General features: G+C 58.4%; 14 protein-coding genes and 2 tRNA genes. 6 read left to right on the top strand and 10 right to left on the bottom strand.

What is annotated here, in order from left to right; all coding sequences use genetic code 11:
* The first annotated feature begins 13 nt into the window (after positions 1–13).
* The 4 genes from astA (at position 14) to OKC27_RS17555 (ending at position 3926) form a co-directional block, all read left to right on the top strand.
* A complete protein-coding gene (gene astA, locus OKC27_RS17540) occupies positions 14–1033 on the top strand; it encodes an arginine N-succinyltransferase (RefSeq protein WP_042658626.1) in 1020 nt (339 codons plus the stop codon).
* 72 nt (positions 1034–1105) lie between these two features.
* Positions 1106–2575 carry a succinylglutamate-semialdehyde dehydrogenase gene (astD, locus tag OKC27_RS17545; RefSeq protein ID WP_234604735.1) on the top strand — a complete coding sequence of 490 codons (1470 nt, stop codon included), beginning with the start codon at positions 1106–1108 and terminating at the stop codon, positions 2573–2575.
* A gap of 59 nt (positions 2576–2634) precedes the next feature.
* Positions 2635–3432 (top strand): DUF1338 domain-containing protein, encoded by a 798-nt coding sequence (locus tag OKC27_RS17550; RefSeq protein ID WP_021229798.1) that lies wholly within the window; start codon positions 2635–2637, stop codon positions 3430–3432.
* 233 nt (positions 3433–3665) lie between these two features.
* A complete protein-coding gene (locus OKC27_RS17555; protein ID WP_042063871.1) occupies positions 3666–3926 on the top strand; it encodes a hypothetical protein in 261 nt (86 codons plus the stop codon).
* 89 nt (positions 3927–4015) lie between these two features.
* On the opposite strand, the gene OKC27_RS17560 is transcribed toward OKC27_RS17555, so the two are convergent.
* Positions 4016–4612: an HAD family hydrolase gene (locus OKC27_RS17560; RefSeq protein WP_270806526.1), complete on the bottom strand. Its 597-nt coding sequence runs from the start codon at positions 4610–4612 to the stop codon at positions 4016–4018.
* A 184-nt stretch (positions 4613–4796) separates the two neighbouring features.
* Here OKC27_RS17560 and OKC27_RS17565 point away from each other — a divergent pair, with 184 nt between their 5' ends.
* Positions 4797–6173, top strand: a complete 1377-nt coding sequence (locus OKC27_RS17565) for an MDR family MFS transporter (protein ID WP_182938024.1) — start codon at positions 4797–4799, stop codon at positions 6171–6173.
* Here the strand turns inward: OKC27_RS17565 and OKC27_RS17570 are convergent, their stop codons facing one another.
* The 6 genes from OKC27_RS17570 to pnuC form a co-directional block, all read right to left on the bottom strand.
* Positions 6174–7805 (bottom strand): alpha-glucosidase, encoded by a 1632-nt coding sequence (locus OKC27_RS17570; RefSeq protein ID WP_182938023.1) that lies wholly within the window; start codon positions 7803–7805, stop codon positions 6174–6176. It lies immediately after the preceding gene.
* A gap of 195 nt (positions 7806–8000) precedes the next feature.
* Positions 8001–8402, bottom strand: coding sequence for a DUF1622 domain-containing protein (locus OKC27_RS17575; protein ID WP_182938022.1), 402 nt, complete (start codon positions 8400–8402; stop codon positions 8001–8003).
* 67 nt (positions 8403–8469) lie between these two features.
* On the bottom strand, positions 8470–8793 hold the full coding sequence (gene yqfB / locus OKC27_RS17580) for a N(4)-acetylcytidine aminohydrolase (RefSeq protein WP_182938021.1): 324 nt from the start codon (positions 8791–8793) through the stop codon (positions 8470–8472).
* 42 nt (positions 8794–8835) lie between these two features.
* On the bottom strand, positions 8836–9507 hold the full coding sequence (locus tag OKC27_RS17585) for a Crp/Fnr family transcriptional regulator (protein WP_042656942.1): 672 nt from the start codon (positions 9505–9507) through the stop codon (positions 8836–8838).
* Positions 9508–9612: 105 nt separating this feature from the next.
* Positions 9613–10338, bottom strand: a complete 726-nt coding sequence (locus OKC27_RS17590) for a nucleoside phosphorylase (RefSeq protein WP_182938020.1) — start codon at positions 10336–10338, stop codon at positions 9613–9615.
* Positions 10339–10341: 3 nt separating this feature from the next.
* Positions 10342–11058: a nicotinamide riboside transporter PnuC gene (gene pnuC / locus OKC27_RS17595; protein ID WP_042656944.1), complete on the bottom strand. Its 717-nt coding sequence runs from the start codon at positions 11056–11058 to the stop codon at positions 10342–10344.
* A gap of 263 nt (positions 11059–11321) precedes the next feature.
* Between pnuC and OKC27_RS17600 the strand changes: the two genes are divergently transcribed.
* Positions 11322–13154 (top strand): SLC13 family permease, encoded by a 1833-nt coding sequence (locus OKC27_RS17600; protein ID WP_182938019.1) that lies wholly within the window; start codon positions 11322–11324, stop codon positions 13152–13154.
* 398 nt (positions 13155–13552) lie between these two features.
* On the opposite strand, the gene OKC27_RS17605 is transcribed toward OKC27_RS17600, so the two are convergent.
* The 3 genes from OKC27_RS17605 to OKC27_RS17615 form a co-directional block, all read right to left on the bottom strand.
* Positions 13553–13635: transfer RNA gene (locus OKC27_RS17605), tRNA-Leu, on the bottom strand.
* Positions 13636–13673: 38 nt separating this feature from the next.
* The gene (locus OKC27_RS17610) at positions 13674–15557 is read right to left on the bottom strand and encodes a reverse transcriptase domain-containing protein (protein WP_270806527.1); all 1884 of its coding nucleotides are present in this window, start codon (positions 15555–15557) and stop codon (positions 13674–13676) included.
* Positions 15558–16070: 513 nt separating this feature from the next.
* A tRNA-Met gene (locus OKC27_RS17615) sits at positions 16071–16147 on the bottom strand.
* Between the last annotated feature and the right edge of the window lies 1 nt (position 16148).

Here is a 16148-nt window from a genome sequence, read left to right on the forward strand (position 1 = left end):
GGAGTTGTCATTTATGTTGGTTATCCGTCCCATCGAGCAAAAAGATTTTGCCGGGCTCAAGACCTGCGCCATCGAGTCCGGCACCGGCATGACCTCGTTGCCCGTCAACGATGAGCTGCTGCAGCGCAAGATTGACGCCTCTACCCAGACTTTTTCCGACAAGCCCGCTGGCAAAGGGGACTGCCTCTACTTCTTCGTGGCCGAGGATCTGGAGACCGGCGAGATGGTCGGTACCTGCGCCATCGATGCGGCCGTGGGCTTGTCCCAGCCGTTTTACAACTACCACATCGGCAAGGTGGTGCACTCTTCACCCAAGCTCGGTATCTACAACGTTGTTGAAACCCTGACTCTCTCCAACGACTACACCGGCAACTCCGAGCTCTGCACCCTGTTCTTGCGCGAATGTGCCCGCGAGGGGCTCAATGGCCGCCTGCTCTCCAAGCACCGCTTTCTGTTTATGGCCGAGCACCCCGAGCTGTTTGACGAGACCGTCTTCGCCGAGATGCGTGGCGTCTCCGATGCCGACGGTCACAGCCCCTTCTACGAGTGGCTGCAAACCCACTTCTTCTCGATGGATTTTCCCACCGTCGACTATCTGACCGGCATCGGCAAGAAGCGCTTTATCGCCGAGTTGATGCCCAAGTACCCCATCTACGTCAATTTGCTGAGCAAAGAGGCGCGGGCCGTTATCGGCCAGACCCACGAGAAGACCCGCCCGGCCATCAAGATGCTGCAGGACGAGGGCTTCGTGAACCGTGGCTACGTCGATATCTTCGATGCGGGCCCCACCGTCGAGTGCGACGTGAAGAATATCCGCAGCGTGCGCCGCAGCAAGAAGCTGCGGGTGCTGGTGGGCGAGCCCATCGGTGGCAAGACCCACCTGCTCTGCAACAGCCGTTTCGAACATTACCGCGCCTGCTACGGCAATATCCGGGTCGACCTCGACAAGCACGAAGCCATCATCCCGCCCAAGATGGCGGCGGCACTCAAGGTGCAGGATGGCGACATGGTGCGGGTGGTTGACCTCGACTGAGGCAAACAGGACAAGCAAACCGATTATCAGACAGGCAGCCGAGGCTGCCTGCCAGCGACAGGGAGTGAATGGATGAGCCAGTCAGTACAATTTATCGACGGTCAATGGCTTGCCGGTGAAGGCAAGCCGTTCGAGTCAACCGATCCGGCCAAGAACGAGGTGATCTGGCAGGGGGCTGCCGCCAGCGCGGCGCAAGTGGATGCTGCCGTCAAGGCCGCCCGTGTTGCCTTCTACCATTGGGCGGACATGAGCCTTGAGGATCGCCTGGCCATAGTGCGCCGTTATGCCGATCTGCTCGGCGAGCAGAAGGAGGCGCTGGCGCTGACTATCGCCCGCGAAACCGGCAAGCCGCTGTGGGAGACCCGCACCGAAGTGGCGGCCATGCAGGGCAAGATTGCCATCTCCATCCGGGCGCATGACGAGCGTACCGGCACCGTTGAAAATGCCATGCCGGGTGCCAAGGCGTTTGTCCGTCACAAGCCTCACGGCGTGGTGGCGGTGTTCGGCCCTTACAACTTCCCGGGCCATCTGCCCAACGGCCATATCGTACCTGCGCTGATTGCGGGTAACGCCGTGGTGTTCAAACCCTCCGAGCTGACCCCCATGGTGGCCGAAGCCATGGTCAAGGTGTGGCAGGAGGCCGGGCTGCCCAAGGGCGTGCTCAATCTGGTGCAGGGTGAGGTCGAGACCGGCAAGGCGCTGGCAGGAAACCCAGATATCGACGGCCTCTTCTTCACCGGTTCGTCCCGCACCGGCCATTTCCTTCATCAGCAGTTTGCCGGTCAGCCGGGCAAAATTCTGGCGCTGGAGATGGGCGGCAACAACCCGCTGATCGTGAAAGACGTGAGCGACATCGACGGCGCGGTGCATGCCATCGTCCAGTCCGCCTTCATCACCTCCGGTCAGCGCTGTACCTGCTCCCGCCGTCTGTTTGTCGAACGCGGCGAGCGGGGCGATGCCCTGGTCAAGCGACTGGTCGAGGTGGTCAGCCAGATCAAGGTCGGCCTCTATGACGCCGCCGAGCAGCCTTTCATGGGCTCGATGATAAGCGAGAAGGCCGCGCTCGGTATGGTCGAGGCACAAGCCAACCTGCAACAGCTGGGCGGCGAGAGCCTGCAGGTGCTTGAGCACCTGAAAGCGGGTACCGGCTTTGTCTCTCCGGGCATTATCGACGTGACGGCAGTCAGCGCGCTGCCTGATGAAGAGTACTTCGGCCCGCTGCTGCAACTGATTCGTTACGATGATTTCGATGCCGCCATCGATCAGGGCAATGCCACCCGTTATGGTCTCTCGGCCGGTCTGCTGGGTGATAACGAGGCGGATTGGCAGCACTTCTTCAAGCGGATCCGCGCTGGCATCGTCAACTGGAATAAGCCCATCACCGGTGCCTCCAGTGCCGCGCCGTTTGGTGGCGTGGGTGCCTCCGGCAACCACAGAGCGAGCGCCTACTACGCCGCTGATTACTGTGCGTATCCGGTTGCCTCCGTTGAAGACAGCAAAGCCGCCATGCCGGATCAGCTGTCGCCCGGCCTGCGCTTCTAATAACGACACGGGGCATCCAGCGGTGCCCCGATCTGTACCCGCAATCAAAGGAAAGAGAGATGCAAAAGGATATCGACACCCTGTTCAGCCATCTGTGGGACAACTACATCAAGGTGACCCCGAGCGCCCTCAAGGTGCACACCCTGCTGGGTGGCGGCGAGCCCATCGTCAACGATCACGTGGCGTTTCGTACCTACAACCTGCCCAAGCTGGGGCTGGAGAAGCTGGCCGCCCACTTCCTGGCGTTGGGGTATGAGCAGAAGGGCGAGTACGTCTTCAAGGCCAAGAAGCTCTACGCCAAGCACTTCGAGCATCAGGACCCGGACGCTCCCAAGGTATTTATCAGTGAGCTGAAGGTGGAAGAGCTCTCCCCGGCTGCGCAGGCCATCATCCACAAGCTGGCGGATCAGGTGCCCGATCATCTGACCGATACCCCGGCATTTCTCTACACCGGTGCCCCCTGGCAGGTCTCCTATGCCGATTACCAGACCCTGCTGGCGGAGAGCGAGTATGCGGCCTGGATGGCGGCATGGGGCTATCGTGCCAACCACTTCACGGTCAATATCAACAAGTTGAAGGATTTCGACACCATTCATCAGGTCAATGCGGCGCTGAAGGCGGCGGGTTTCGTGCTCAACAGCGTGGGTGGCGAGGTAAAAGGGGACCCGCAGGTGATGCTGGAGCAATCCTCCACCATGGCAGACAAAGCCGAGGTGCCGTTCAGCGATGGGGTGCGTACCATCCCGAGCTGCTTCTACGAGTTTGCCCTGCGCTATCCGCAGGCTGACGGCGTGCTCTATCCGGGCTTTGTCGAGGCCTCGGCCGACAAGATCTTCGAATCGACGAATGCAATGTAACAGGAACCACCCTGTTTCAGTCGCAACGCCTCCTCGCCGGAGGCGTTTTGTTTGGCGCCGAGTGACGGTGGCGGGTGTTGCCTGAAACCTCGGCGAAGGGGATTTGTCCGGCGCCCAACCGATAAAGATTTGTTGATAAAAATGTGAACGAGATCACCTGATGCGCCACAGATTGACGCAGGCGGTGGAGCAAAAAGGAGTAGAATGACGCTTTATTTTTGCGGGGCCAATCGATGCCTAACTATCACTTTTTCAAGCAGGGTCAGGCGCTTACCTATCTAGATGCCAATGCGCCCAGCTATAGCGATGAGCGTCGTCAACTGGTCGAACAGGGATTTGCCGCCATCGCCGCCCCCACCTTTGCAGATACTCCAGCCCAAGCCCTTGAGCTGCTGCGCACTCATCAGGCACTGCAAGATGAGGCGCAGGCCAACGCCCTTTGCCTGACGGTGGCCGCTATTCCGGCGGCGATCGCCGCGCTGACCGGGCACTGAAGATTGCCAGCGCCATGCCCGCGTAGGTAAAAAAATGGTGCCATTGTCATGGCACCAACTGATCGGTCTACCGGCTTGCCCTGAGCCGTTTACCGCTGGTGCAGATCACCTTCGATGACCAGCACGGTATCCATCCCTGCCGCCTTGCCTGCCTCAAGCCCGATGCGGGTATCTTCAAACACCAGACAGTTGGCGGGATTGGCGCCGAGCAGCTCTGCCACCTGCAAAAAGGTGTCGGGGTGCGGTTTGTGGTTGGTGACATCATCGGCACTGACCACCACCGAGATATAGGCATCGAGCCCGGTGCTTTTCAGGATGGAGTCCGCCTGACTGCGCGGTGAGCCGGTGCCAATCCCCATCTTCACCTTGCCGTGATAGTGCCTGACCAGCTCCCACATCTTGGGAAAGACGCTGACCTTGTCGATATGTTCCATATAGAGGGCAATCTTGCGACGGGTAAAGGCCTCGACATCCACCGTCAGCCCCTGCTGCTCGGCCAGCATGGCGATGATCTTGCGGGTGGGAATGCCGCCGTATTGATAGAGCTGCTCCCGCTCGAAGGGGATGCCGAACTCGGCACAGGTGAGTTCCCAAGCATCCAGATGAAGGGGCATGGAATCTACCAGGGTGCCATCCATATCGAAAATCAGGGCATCGTAGTGATCAAACCGGTACTGCTCGTTCATGGGGACTCCTCGGACTGAATTCGGACTAAATAGTGCAGGCTAACAGAACCGGTCGGCAGTTTGTGGGATCTGCTTCATGGTTGGGCTGATTGTGGCCGCCGTTTTTTCTATCTCTTGCTGATTTGTGAGACAATAATCCGTTCATTGCCGGATACTTTGGCATATCAGATCAGCGAGTCCGCTTATGACCTCGAAAATATCCCCCAAAACCATTTTCTCCAGTGTGGCGCTGGTGATCGCGCTCGGTTCACTGGAAAAGAGCATCGTCACCACCCCGCTGCCCATAATTGGCGCCGAGCTGCACGCCGGTGCCGCCCTCACCTGGGTGGTGACCGCCTACCTGCTGGCGGCCACCGCCGTGCTGCCCCTCTACGGCAAACTGAGCGATCTGTTTGGTCGGGTGCGGATGCTCAATATCGGCATCGGCCTGTTTCTGGCGGGCTCGGTGGCCTGTGCGCTCTCCCAGGATCTGCCGACCCTGCTGGCGGCCCGCGTGTTGCAAGGACTGGGCGGCGGCGGCCTGATTGCCCTCGCGTTTACCGTGATTGCCGACACCATCCCGCCACGGGAGGTGGGCAAGTATCAGGGCTACATTTCGGCGGTCTATGCGGTCTCCAGCATCGCGGGCCCCTTGCTTGGCGGCTACTTTACCGAGCAGCTCAGCTGGCGCTGGATCTTCTGGATCAACCTGCCGCTCGGGGCGCTGGCGGTCTTCCTCATCAACCGCAACCTCAAACAGCTCAACGTCCGTCGCCACAGCCGCTTCGACTGGAAGGGGGCGGCGCTGCTCATCACAGTCACCACCCTGACCCTGTTGCTGCTCTCGCCGGAGACTGCCCTGCCCGCCGTCTGGCTGGCGGGGGCGCTGGCGGTTTCGCTGCTGTTGTTGATCCTGATTGAGCGACGGGCTCACGATCCCATCCTGCCCGCCCATCTGGCACGGTTGCCCGGTTATCTGGTGAGCGTGCTGTTGGTGATGCTCTCCCAGTTGCTGATGTTCGCGGTGCTGGTCTATCTGCCGCTGCAGATGCAGTGGCAGAAGGGGCTGAGCGCCAGCGAGAGCGGGGTGAGCATGGTGATCTTTATGATCTGCATCACCGCTGGGGCCTTTGTCGGCGGCAAGCTGATCGGCCGAACCGGTCACTACAAGAGCTTTGTGGTGGTGGGGTTTGCGCTGGCGGCGGTGGCGCTCTGGCAGATCCACTTCGATGCCTGGGTCAAGCTGGCCCTCGGGTTTGCCGGTATCGGTCTTGGTCTGGTGCTGCCAGCCCTCTCGGTGGTGGTGCAAAATGCCCTGCCACGGGAAGATCGCGGCATCGGCATGTCGCTGTTCAACTTCGGCCGTGAGCTGGGGGGCGCAGTCGGCGTGGCCATCTGCTCCATGCTGTTCAATGCCCAGCTGCCTGCTGGCAGTGCAGGTCAGCTCAGCGCCTTGAGCCCGCAGCTGCTGGCCCCCGGTTTCAGTGCCACCTATATCGGAATGGCGATCATCGCCACCTTTGCACTGCTGCTCACCCTGCTGGCGTTGAAGCGCCACGAGCTGGCTACTATCAGCGCCTGATCAGCCGTATAGCCATACCGCGCATTGGTAAGGGGCAAACCGCGGTTCAGGCTGAGTGGGGTAGTTATTTATCAGCAGGGTAGCGCCTTGTTCTACCTGTTCAACGTGCGGCATCGGTAAGGGATTGGTGGTGAGATTGGCGAGCAGCAGCAGGGTGTGCCGTGCTCCGCTTGCCGGATCCTGCCAGTGGCGGCGATAGCTGATGCGCTCGGGATCATCCCCATCCAGCAGCTCGAAATTGCCGTGGCGAATGACCGGGTGAGCCTTGCGCAGGGCGATGAGTTGGCGATAGCAGTGAAACGGCGAGTCGGGGCGGGCCAACTGCTCGGCAGCGTTTATCTCGACGTGGTTGGCGTTGAGGGCGATCCAGGGCGTGGTGATGCTGAAACCGGCGTGGGGGCCCGCGTCCCACTGCATCGGGGTGCGGGCGTTGTCGCGGCCGATGGCATCGAGCCGCCGACTCAGCTCGGCAGGATCCAGCCCTGACTGGCTGGCGCGGTAGTTGATGGCCTCCACGTCGCGCAGCTCGCCCAGCTGCCAGTGGCGGTTGGTCATGGCCAGCTCTTCCCCCTGATAGATAAAAGGGGTGCCCTGCATCATGTGCAGCACCATGGCCCACAGCTTGGCGCTGGTTTCACGCCACTCGGGCCTGTCGTCGCCAAAGCGGGAGATGGCGCGGGGCAGGTCGTGGTTGTTCAGAAACAGGCTGTTCCAGCCATGCCCGTGTAGCCCTTGCTGGTGGCGGGCCATGGCCCGTTTGAATGCGAGAGGATCGAAGCGGGAGGTCCACTTGTCACTGCCGAGCCCCAGATGCTCGAAGTTGAACACCATGCTGAACTCGCTGCCATCGTGGTTCGAATAGCGCTGCATATGGGCGAGATCGGCTCCCCAGGTTTCACCCACCGTGATGATCCCCTTGCCGCCAAAGCTTGCGGCATTGAGCTCGCGGATATAGTCGTGCAGGCGCGGGCCATTGCTCATGGCAAGCCGGTCCCACTCCTTGCTCACCATGTCGATCACATCGAAGCGAAACCCCTTGATCCCTTTGCCCAGCCAGAAGTTGATCACCGCCGCCATCTCGGCCCGCACAGCCGGGTTGTCCCAGTCCAGATCGGCCTGACTCGCATCGAAGTTGTGCAGGTAGTAGCGATCAAGCGCTGGCACATATTCCCAGCCGCTACCGCCAAAAATCGAGGTGATAGGGTGAGCGTCAACGAAGGCCTGGTCGCGAAACACGTAATAGTCCTGATAGTGAGGATCCCCCGCCAGCGCCTGCACAAACCACTCATGCTCGGTGGAGGTATGGTTGGCGACGATATCCATCATAAGGCCGATACCACGGGCGGCGGCCTCGCTGATCAGCTGTTCCATCTCGGCCAGAGTGCCAAAGGCGGGGTCGATGGCGCGGTAGTCCGCCACGTCGTAGCCGTTGTCCCGCTTGGGGGAGCGATAGATGGGGGTGAGCCACAGCATATCGACACCCAGCTGTGCCAGATAGTCGAGGCGCTGGCGGATGCCGTTGATATCGCCCATGCCGTCGCCATCGCTGTCCTGAAAACTCATGGGGTAGATCTGGTAGATGACGCAGCTATCGAGGTTGATGGCGGGCGTGTGGCGGGGTTGCGGGTTCATCAGCGTGGCCGGTTGGGGGAAGAGATTTTCTATCTTACGCAGATGAACGGGCACTCAACAGGGCAGGGGAAGCCTTGAAAAGGGTTCCATTATTGGCTGATTACCGAAAATGAGGGGAGGGTCACAAAGGCGCCATCCCGAGTCACGGACGTGGTCGGGATGGCGGTTTACTCATCTACACTGTGGCATGAGCCGTTATCGGGGGGCCCCGGCCTGCTCGACGTTTGGCTCTTGCTGGTGCTCAACCTTCTCTTGTTGGCGTTCCGCCTGCGCCTCCAGCTCCTTGCCGAGGAAGTAGTTCAGGAAGGTGCGGATCACCGCGATGATGGCGAGGCGGATCAGCTCCTCCTTGCTCGGCGCGACCGTGGTGGCCAGGATGTCGGCGGCGAGCTGGAACTCCAGCGCCAGAATGAGCCAACTGCCAAAGCAGAGGCGAATGCGCGGAAAGCCGGGCTGGTGATCCCGCACTCTTGCCGCCAGCCAGAGGGTCTTGCCAAGCCCTATCACCACACAGGCGATGGAGATGATCTCCAGCAGCAGCTGGAACAGCTCGACCCCGTGCATCATGCCCTCTCGCAGGCTCGCTATCTCAAACACTCGGGTCACCTCCCTGATTCAAAAGAGCAGACTATTAACATATTGCTCGGCAAAGGCCAAATCCGGCTCAGGCAATCAGTTTGAATTCAATCACATAGAGCGGCGGCAGATCGGGGTAGATATCGCGGATCACCTGTTTGAGCTCGGGGAGGGTCATGTTCTCCTGACGGGCGTGCTCATCGCTCAGTTCATCAAAGGCGACCGCCTTGACCGAGAGTACCTCTATGGTGCCAAAGGGCTGGTGCTCCGGATTGGTGAACAGGGCCAGCCGTTGGCCGGGCTGCCAGTTGGCCTCGCTCTCGTCGCGGATGGTGATGGTCTTGCGGCCCGCCTGAATATCGGCGACGAAGCGGCTGAAGAAGGTGAATTCGGGATAGGAATGGGCTGACATGGTAACTCCTGACAGGGTGAATCGAAATTGGGTGAGTAGACATCAAAGGTCGAGATAGGTGCGCAGCCTGGCCAGATCGGCGATGGCGGGGCCCTCGGCCCCTTCGCAGACGATCCCCTGCTCGATCAGCTCCTTGAGGGCGCGGCGGTAGACCCGCTCGGTGGTGCCAAAGCGTGCCGCTTCGTGGGCCCGCTTGCGTGACCCCAGCATCGGGGTGCGCTGGCGCTCGCGCCACAGCTCATAGGCGATGTTGTAGGCGATGGGGTGGAGCAGGCGGCTGGTGGTGATCTCCAGGGTATCGAGATAGTCGCTGGCGAGTGCGGCGGCAAAAAACAGGGTCAGCTCGGGCTCGGCCAGCAGGCGCTGGGCCAGCTTGTGGGCGCAGATGACCCGTGCATCCAGCTCGGTCTCGGCCACCACGTTCCACTGCACCGGGGTGGCGCTGAAGAACTCCATCTCGCCGAAGATCTGGCTGTGGCAGGCTATTTCGCCGAGTTGGAAGCTGCGGCCCGAGTGCACCGTGCTGTTGAGGGAGACCCGGCCACGTTCGACCAGATAGAGCTGCTCGCTCTGCTCCCCCTGTCGCATGATCAATTCGCCCGGCAGGTAGCGGCGCAGAAACAGGGTGCAGGCGTCGAGCGCCGCGGCAAAGCGGGGTTCAAGCTGCTGGAGTTCGGCGTGAAAACGGCCGAGGGGGTAGGGCTGTTGCTGCATGACTTGCCTGTCGCACCGGATGACGAGGGCCATGAGGCTAGCAAGAGTGCGGGCCGGATACCAGCCCGCACGGTAGCGGATGTGCCGCAGTTAACGGTTTGCGGTTTATTGCGCCAACGCGTGGAGGGCGGCCGCGATGGCGTGCTGCTCACCGGCCATCATCGCCTGTTCGGCGCTGGCGTAGTCCGCCACCCCTTGCTGCACATCCTGTTCGAACAACACCACGTTGCAGAGCACGGCGGCGACCCGCACCTTGCGCAGGCGCCCCACGGTCAGCAGGGAGGCGGTCTCCATATCGGCGCCGAGCACGCCACGGGCATGCCAGTAGCGGCACACCTCCTGCTCGTCATCCCGATAGAAGCTGTCGTGGGAGCGTACCAGCCCGTGCCAGTAAGGCTGGCTGCCAGTGGCCACATGGTTGAGCAAGGCGGCCTGCAGCCAGATATCGGCGCAGGCGGGGTACTCGGCGGGCAGATAGGCCTGTGAGGCCCCCTCATTGCGTACCACCCCTTCCACCACGATGAGGTCGCCGAGCCCGATCTCGTGTTGCAGGGCACCAGCGGAGCCGACCCGGATCAGCGAGCGGGCGCCGGCTTGCACCAGCTCCTCCAGCGCGATGATGGCCGAGGCGCCGCCAATGCCGGTGCTGCAAACCGTGATGGGCAGCCCCTGATAGGATCCGTTGATGAGGCGAAACTCCCGGTTTTGCCCCAGCACCTCACACTCTTCAAGTTGGCTGGCGATGCGGTCAACCCTGGCCGGGTCGCCGCACAGCACCACCCGCTCGGCAATCTGGTCGGGGCGGCACTGGAGATGGGGTAATAGCGTCATGGCTTACAGACCTTGTGGTTGGCGCTTGGCGGCAATCACCCAGAGGCGGGTGCCGTTGGCGGCGATAAACAGCAGGATCAGGTACTCCAGCGACATGGCGTAGACGCCCTGCGCGGCATAGACACCGATGCTGATGATGTTGATGACGACCCAGAGGATCCAGTTTTCCACGTATTTGCGGGTCATCAGGATCTGGGCGACCACCGAGAGCACCGTCATGCTGGCATCCCAGAACGGGAAGGCATCGGGGGAGGGCTCGGGGGTGGCTAGGTTGGCACCAAACAGGTTGAGCAGGGAGACCGAGGTGCGCGCCAGGGTGGCGAAGACCGGGTCGATATAGCGGGTCAACAGGGCGATGGCCAGCACGCTCACGGCGGCGGTCACCATCAGTTTGGATTTGCTGAGCCAGCGGATCTGCAGGGTATCCCCCTGATCGTTGGCCGGGCGGGTCCAGGCGTACCAGCCATAGACGTTTGCGCAGAAGAAGAACAGCTGCAGCATCAACAGCCCGTAGAGCTGGATCTGGAAGAAGATGATGGCAAACAGGCTGACGTTGATCAGACCAAACAGGTAGTTGATGGTCTTCTCCTGACTGGCGAACCAGATGCAGGCCAGCCCGAACAGGGTGCCGATGGCTTCAATCCATGACATGGCATAGCCGCCACCCAGCGGGATGGTCACCAGGGTGTTATTGATGCTGAACAGCTCGAATATGCTCATTTTCTGATCCTTAGGCATGAGGGTAAGTATGCGAGGGCGCCATTCTAAGGGGTGAGGGGGAGGAGGGGCAGGACTTTTGTCCGCCCCGGGCTTGGCCCATATCAAAGAAATCGCCGCTGGTGCCCGGTTATTCCAGCACTGATGGGTTATGGTGCCCCCGCAGGCCGGACTTTATTGATATGTAGCAAGATGATAGCGCTGTGCCTGTGGTCTGATAGAGTCCACTCTCCGGGAGGAGAATCACGTGATAAAAGGAGGTTGCATTGAATTCCGAGCTTGTCTGGGTGCTCTGTCTGCTGGCTGGCGCCATCTATCTCTTCATGACCAACAAGGTTCGTATGGATGTGGTGGCCCTGGGTGTGGTCATCCTGTTTGTGCTGAGCGGCACCCTCACCCTGCCGGAGGCGCTGGCGGGCTTTAGCGATCCCAACGTCATTCTGATTGCCGCCCTATTTGTGGTGGGGGAGGGGTTGGTGCGCACCGGCATCGCCTATCAGGTGGGGGATGCGCTGGTGAAGGTGGCGGGCAGCAGCGAGACCAAGCTGCTGGTGCTGCTGATGGTGGCGGTGGCGAGTCTGGGAGCGGTGATGAGCAGCACCGGGGTGGTGGCCATCTTTATCCCGGTGGTGCTGAGCGTCGCGAACCGGATGGGCATCCCCGCCGGTCGTCTGATGATGCCCCTCGGTTTTGCCGGACTTATCAGCGGCATGATGACGCTGGTGGCCACGCCCCCCAACATGGTGGTCAACAGCGAGCTGATGCGCCACGGCATACACGGCTTCGGCTTCTTCGGTTTCACCCCCATGGGGGTGCTGATCCTGGGGATGGGCATTCTCTACATGCTGCTGGTGCGCGGCTCTTTGGTGGGCGAGGGGGAAGAGGGCAAGGGCAAGCCGACCGGGCGCCGCACCCTGCGCGATCTGATCCGTGACTACCGGCTGGCCGGTCGGGCCCGCCGTCTGGCGCTGCGGCCGGACTCCCCGCTGATTGGCCATACCCTGGATGAGCTGCAACTGCGCGCCCGCTATGGTGCCCACGTCATCGGGGTGGAGCGCTGGCGCAAGTTTCGCCGGGTGATGGTGCCGGTGTCGGGGATCAGTGAATTTCAGGCGAAGGATGTGCTGCTGATCGACATGTCCGATCCCGAGGTGGATGTGCGGGCGTTTTGCAGCGAGGCGCGGCTCGAACCCATGATCCTGCGCGGGGAGTACTTCTCCGATCAGGCGCGGGAGGTGGGGATGGCCGAGGTGTCGCTGATCCCCGAGTCCAAGCTGCTGGGCAAAAGCGTGCGTGAGGTGACCTTCCGCTCCAGCTATGGCCTGAGCGTGGTGGGGCTGCGTCGAGACGGCGAGGCACTGGCAGGCAAGCTGGTGGACGAGCCGCTGCAGATGGGGGATACCCTGCTGGTGGTGGGCAACTGGAGCCATATCCGGCTGCTACAGACCCACAGCCGAGACTTTTTGCTGATGGGCTTGCCTGCCGAGGTGGACGAGATGGCTCCCGCCCGCAGTCAGGCCATTCATGCCCTCTTCTGTCTTGGAGTGATGATCCTGCTGATGGTGACCGATCCGGTGCCCAACGTGATTGCCGCGTTGATCGCCTGTCTGCTGATGGGCAAGTTTCGCTGCATCGACATGGAGAGTGCCTACAAGTCGATCCACTGGCCGACCCTGATCCTGATTGTCGGCATGCTCCCCTTCGCGCTGGCGCTGCAAAAAACCGGCGGGGTGGATCTGATCGTCGGCGGCTTGATGAATGCGGTGGGGGAGATGGGGCCGCGCGTGATGCTGGCCAGCCTGTTTGCGCTCTGTGCGGTGATCGGGCTCTTTATCTCCAATACCGCCACCGCAGTGCTGATGGCGCCCATTGCATTGGGCACGGCACAGCAGATGGGGGTATCGCCCTATCCGTTCGCCATGACCATCGCCATTGCCGCCTCGGCCGCCTTTATGACGCCGGTTTCGTCACCGGTGAATACCCTGGTATTGGGGCCGGGCAACTACAAGTTTGCCGATTTTATCCGCATCGGGGTGCCGTTCACCCTGCTGGTGATGGTGGTGAGCGTGGTGGCTATTCCCTGGTTCTTCCCGTTCTGATAACCGGGATGATGAATGTGTGTACCAGCGGCCTGCGGGCCGCTTTTTTGTGGCCGAGAGAGAAGAGTGGCAAGGCGTGCTCGGAATCAGTGAAGGGGGGCGAGAACGTGAATTAACGTGGAGATGGATTCATAGAGGAGTAAGAGAAAAACTGGGGAGATACAAATTTCAGATACAAAAAAACCAGCGTGAGCTGGTCTGTTTGGTACTGCTATTAATGGTGCGGAAGGAGAGACTCGAACTCTCACGCCTAGGGCGCCAGAGTAGGATCACAGGCCATGCCATGTCCAATTAAGGGGTTAGGCTACAGCAAGTTTCCTCCGAACTGTACGTGCGACTTTCATCGCATACAGCTCTCCAGTTAACACTTCGACAAGAGCAGTAATTAATAAACAAATTGGTGCGGGAGGTGGGACTCGAACCCACACACCAAAGGTACTGGCACCTAAAGCCAGCGCGTCTACCATTTCACCACTCCCGCTCTCATACCGGATATATATACCGTTGAGGTCGGTAATATCATATCACTGCGGGATTAAAGTGCAAGTCTTTTAATGCCTTGCCATCATATTTCCCGTTATGTATTTGAACGTGGCATTTGCGGCATACAGGAATCTGTTTCCTGTTGATGTCAGCCATAATGCGATTGAAGCCCGATACTACAGTCTTATTTCCTTTCCTAAGGTGTCTGACGTGATGCATGTTTATGTTGTCCGAAGAACCACATACACAACATTTCATCAGCAGCCTAGAACTCGTCTGTTTCGCATATCTTGTAAATAGCGAATCAGGGTCTCTAGGGTTAGTGTTAAAGACACCAACTGTTTTTGCGAATGAGCATTCCCAATAGTCGGTTACTTTTACTCTACCCTTGACTTCCCGAATGACCTTAAGGCTACGTCCCCTCTTCTGAAATTGAGCCTTCATGGAGGTTCTGTATTTGTGCGCCAGAGTCTTGGCTAGGGACATCCTTAACAGATAGTCCACATACGCTAGGAAGCGCAAATTCATCACAGGTCTGTAGTAATTTACCCAACCCCTCTTAATAGCGCTGTATCTCCTCACTATTTCATCAGGGTCGAGATGCACATAGCTTCTCTTAGATTGTGCAAAGGGTTTACCGTCTTTAATGGTGATGAATCTTTCCTCCTTGAGGGATTCTAAGAGTTCATCTCCATCTAGCCAGAGTCTTACATTGGAGTTTCCGACCCTTCTTCTGTGACTAAAGTCAGAGTATTCTGGCTCTATCTTCTGAATTAGGGCTTCCTTGTAATTAGCTACTCCAACAAGGAATCCCAAGAATTTCGCTTTGCCTGTGCTATGCGTAATTTTGGTTTTATCCATGCTGAGTTCAAGGTTTAATGTTCCCTTAAGGAACTCTCCAGCTTGTTCTCTGACTTTGACAGCTAGTTCTTTACTGCCAGTGATCCCGATTAACCAGTCATCTGCGTATCTGATGTACCTGACCCTGACAAAATCTGGGTCGTATTGGTCATTTGACGGCAGTTGATCTAACCTGGCGCTCAGATCCTTAAATCTCTCCAAGTCTTTTCCTGCGGGTTTGCCTTCGCACTTGTTTAATAGGTAGCTGCGCTTTCTAACCACACTTCTGTACTCTGGATTAGGTTTTCTGCGGAGTCCTTTTGATAGGTCTGCACAGAGTTTTTCCGCCCATGTATCAAATTCGTGTAGGTAAATGTTAGCAAGCATTGGGCTGATAATCCCACCTTGCGGTGTACCAAGTCTCGTGGACTTAAACTGCCCTTTTTCTACGTATCCGGCTTTGAGAAATTTTCTGATTAGACTGATGAATCGGTCGTCAGAAATCTTCCGTCTAAGCAATGAGATTAGAATTTCGTGGTCGATTTCATCAAAGAAGCTTTTTATGTCTCCTTCGATAAACCATTTTGTTCCGCTCCACTTGCAGACTTCTTCCATTGCCGTGTGGGTGCTTCGACTTTCCCTAAACCCGTGACTAAGGTCACTAAAGATTGGGTTATTAGGAGCATCATAGATACATTCTAGGATCAGGCGAACGCTTTCCTGGACAAGTTTATCTTTGATGGAGGGGATACCGAGTGGGCGTTGCTTCCCATTTTTTTTGGGAATAAATACCCGTAGAGAGGGTGTAGGCTTGTAGCTTTCATCCTTAAGCTCGTTGATGGTCACTTCGATGTTTCTCAGTGACGCACCATCGATGGTTTCACCATCGATTCCCTTGGTCATGTTGCCAGGTGCAGATTTAATCTTCTCATAGGCCAAAATGTGAAGTTCTGGCTTGAGTAGCAGACGATATAGGTCTTTATTAACCCAATCTCTGCGGGCATTCAATTCCCGAAGCTTGTCTAATCTATTATAGGCTGTTGAGTCATCCGACCCACCTACAAATTTGATTTCGACCATTAACCTGCCCCCCTTCCAATAAATCTCCCGACTTTATGTACTATGAGGGCTCCGTAGTCATATCAGTTTCCCGACTTAGACTATCCCGCAGTTACCTGGCAAACGAAGTATTGGGTTAGGTGCTCTGTTCGTTCCTTGAGTCTCTTCATTAGAGCAGCGCATTGGAGGAAGTATTCGTCAACTGAGGTCCTATTAACGAATTCCAATGTAAAGGATTTCAGACTTGATTTCCTTAGGGGCCGCGACTCCCCCGCCTCAGAACTGGAGTTCAGGCAGTATAGCTTTCACCTTACCAATCTTAGCTCGCTACGCCTTTTCGAGGGCAAGTCTCCCTCTCAACATAGCTTTAACGACATGCTGTGTTCCCTTATGAGGTTTCCCTCTCCGGTAAGTCGTTGCTTTATACCCTAACTTCCAGGGCAGGGTAACGTTTTACCCATCGTTTTACCACGCCGCAGCGGCGCACACCTAAATCTGGTGCGTCTACCAATTTCGCCACTTCCGCAATATTAATGGTGGCTATGACGGGATTCGAACCTGTGACCCCCGCATTATGAGTGCGATGCTCTAACCAACTGAGCTACATAGCCT

Source organism: Aeromonas sp. QDB62, from assembly GCF_027705695.1.
GTDB classification, from domain to species: domain Bacteria; phylum Pseudomonadota; class Gammaproteobacteria; order Enterobacterales; family Aeromonadaceae; genus Aeromonas; species Aeromonas allosaccharophila.

What these genes read in the sequence shown, in the direction of transcription:
- pnuC (WP_042656944.1), bottom strand. Translation starts at nt 11,058, where the DNA reads ATGAGCATATTCGAGCTGTTCAGCATCAATAACACCCTGGTGACCATC.
- OKC27_RS17555 (WP_042063871.1), top strand. Translation starts at nt 3,666, where the DNA reads ATGCCTAACTATCACTTTTTCAAGCAGGGTCAGGCGCTTACCTATCTA.
- OKC27_RS17570 (WP_182938023.1), bottom strand. Translation starts at nt 7,805, where the DNA reads ATGAACCCGCAACCCCGCCACACGCCCGCCATCAACCTCGATAGCTGC.
- OKC27_RS17560 (WP_270806526.1), bottom strand. Translation starts at nt 4,612, where the DNA reads ATGAACGAGCAGTACCGGTTTGATCACTACGATGCCCTGATTTTCGAT.
- OKC27_RS17565 (WP_182938024.1), top strand. Translation starts at nt 4,797, where the DNA reads ATGACCTCGAAAATATCCCCCAAAACCATTTTCTCCAGTGTGGCGCTG.
- astD (WP_234604735.1), top strand. Translation starts at nt 1,106, where the DNA reads ATGAGCCAGTCAGTACAATTTATCGACGGTCAATGGCTTGCCGGTGAA.
- astA (WP_042658626.1), top strand. Translation starts at nt 14, where the DNA reads ATGTTGGTTATCCGTCCCATCGAGCAAAAAGATTTTGCCGGGCTCAAG.
- OKC27_RS17590 (WP_182938020.1), bottom strand. Translation starts at nt 10,338, where the DNA reads ATGACGCTATTACCCCATCTCCAGTGCCGCCCCGACCAGATTGCCGAG.
- OKC27_RS17550 (WP_021229798.1), top strand. Translation starts at nt 2,635, where the DNA reads ATGCAAAAGGATATCGACACCCTGTTCAGCCATCTGTGGGACAACTAC.
- OKC27_RS17610 (WP_270806527.1), bottom strand. Translation starts at nt 15,557, where the DNA reads ATGGTCGAAATCAAATTTGTAGGTGGGTCGGATGACTCAACAGCCTAT.
- yqfB (WP_182938021.1), bottom strand. Translation starts at nt 8,793, where the DNA reads ATGTCAGCCCATTCCTATCCCGAATTCACCTTCTTCAGCCGCTTCGTC.
- OKC27_RS17585 (WP_042656942.1), bottom strand. Translation starts at nt 9,507, where the DNA reads ATGCAGCAACAGCCCTACCCCCTCGGCCGTTTTCACGCCGAACTCCAG.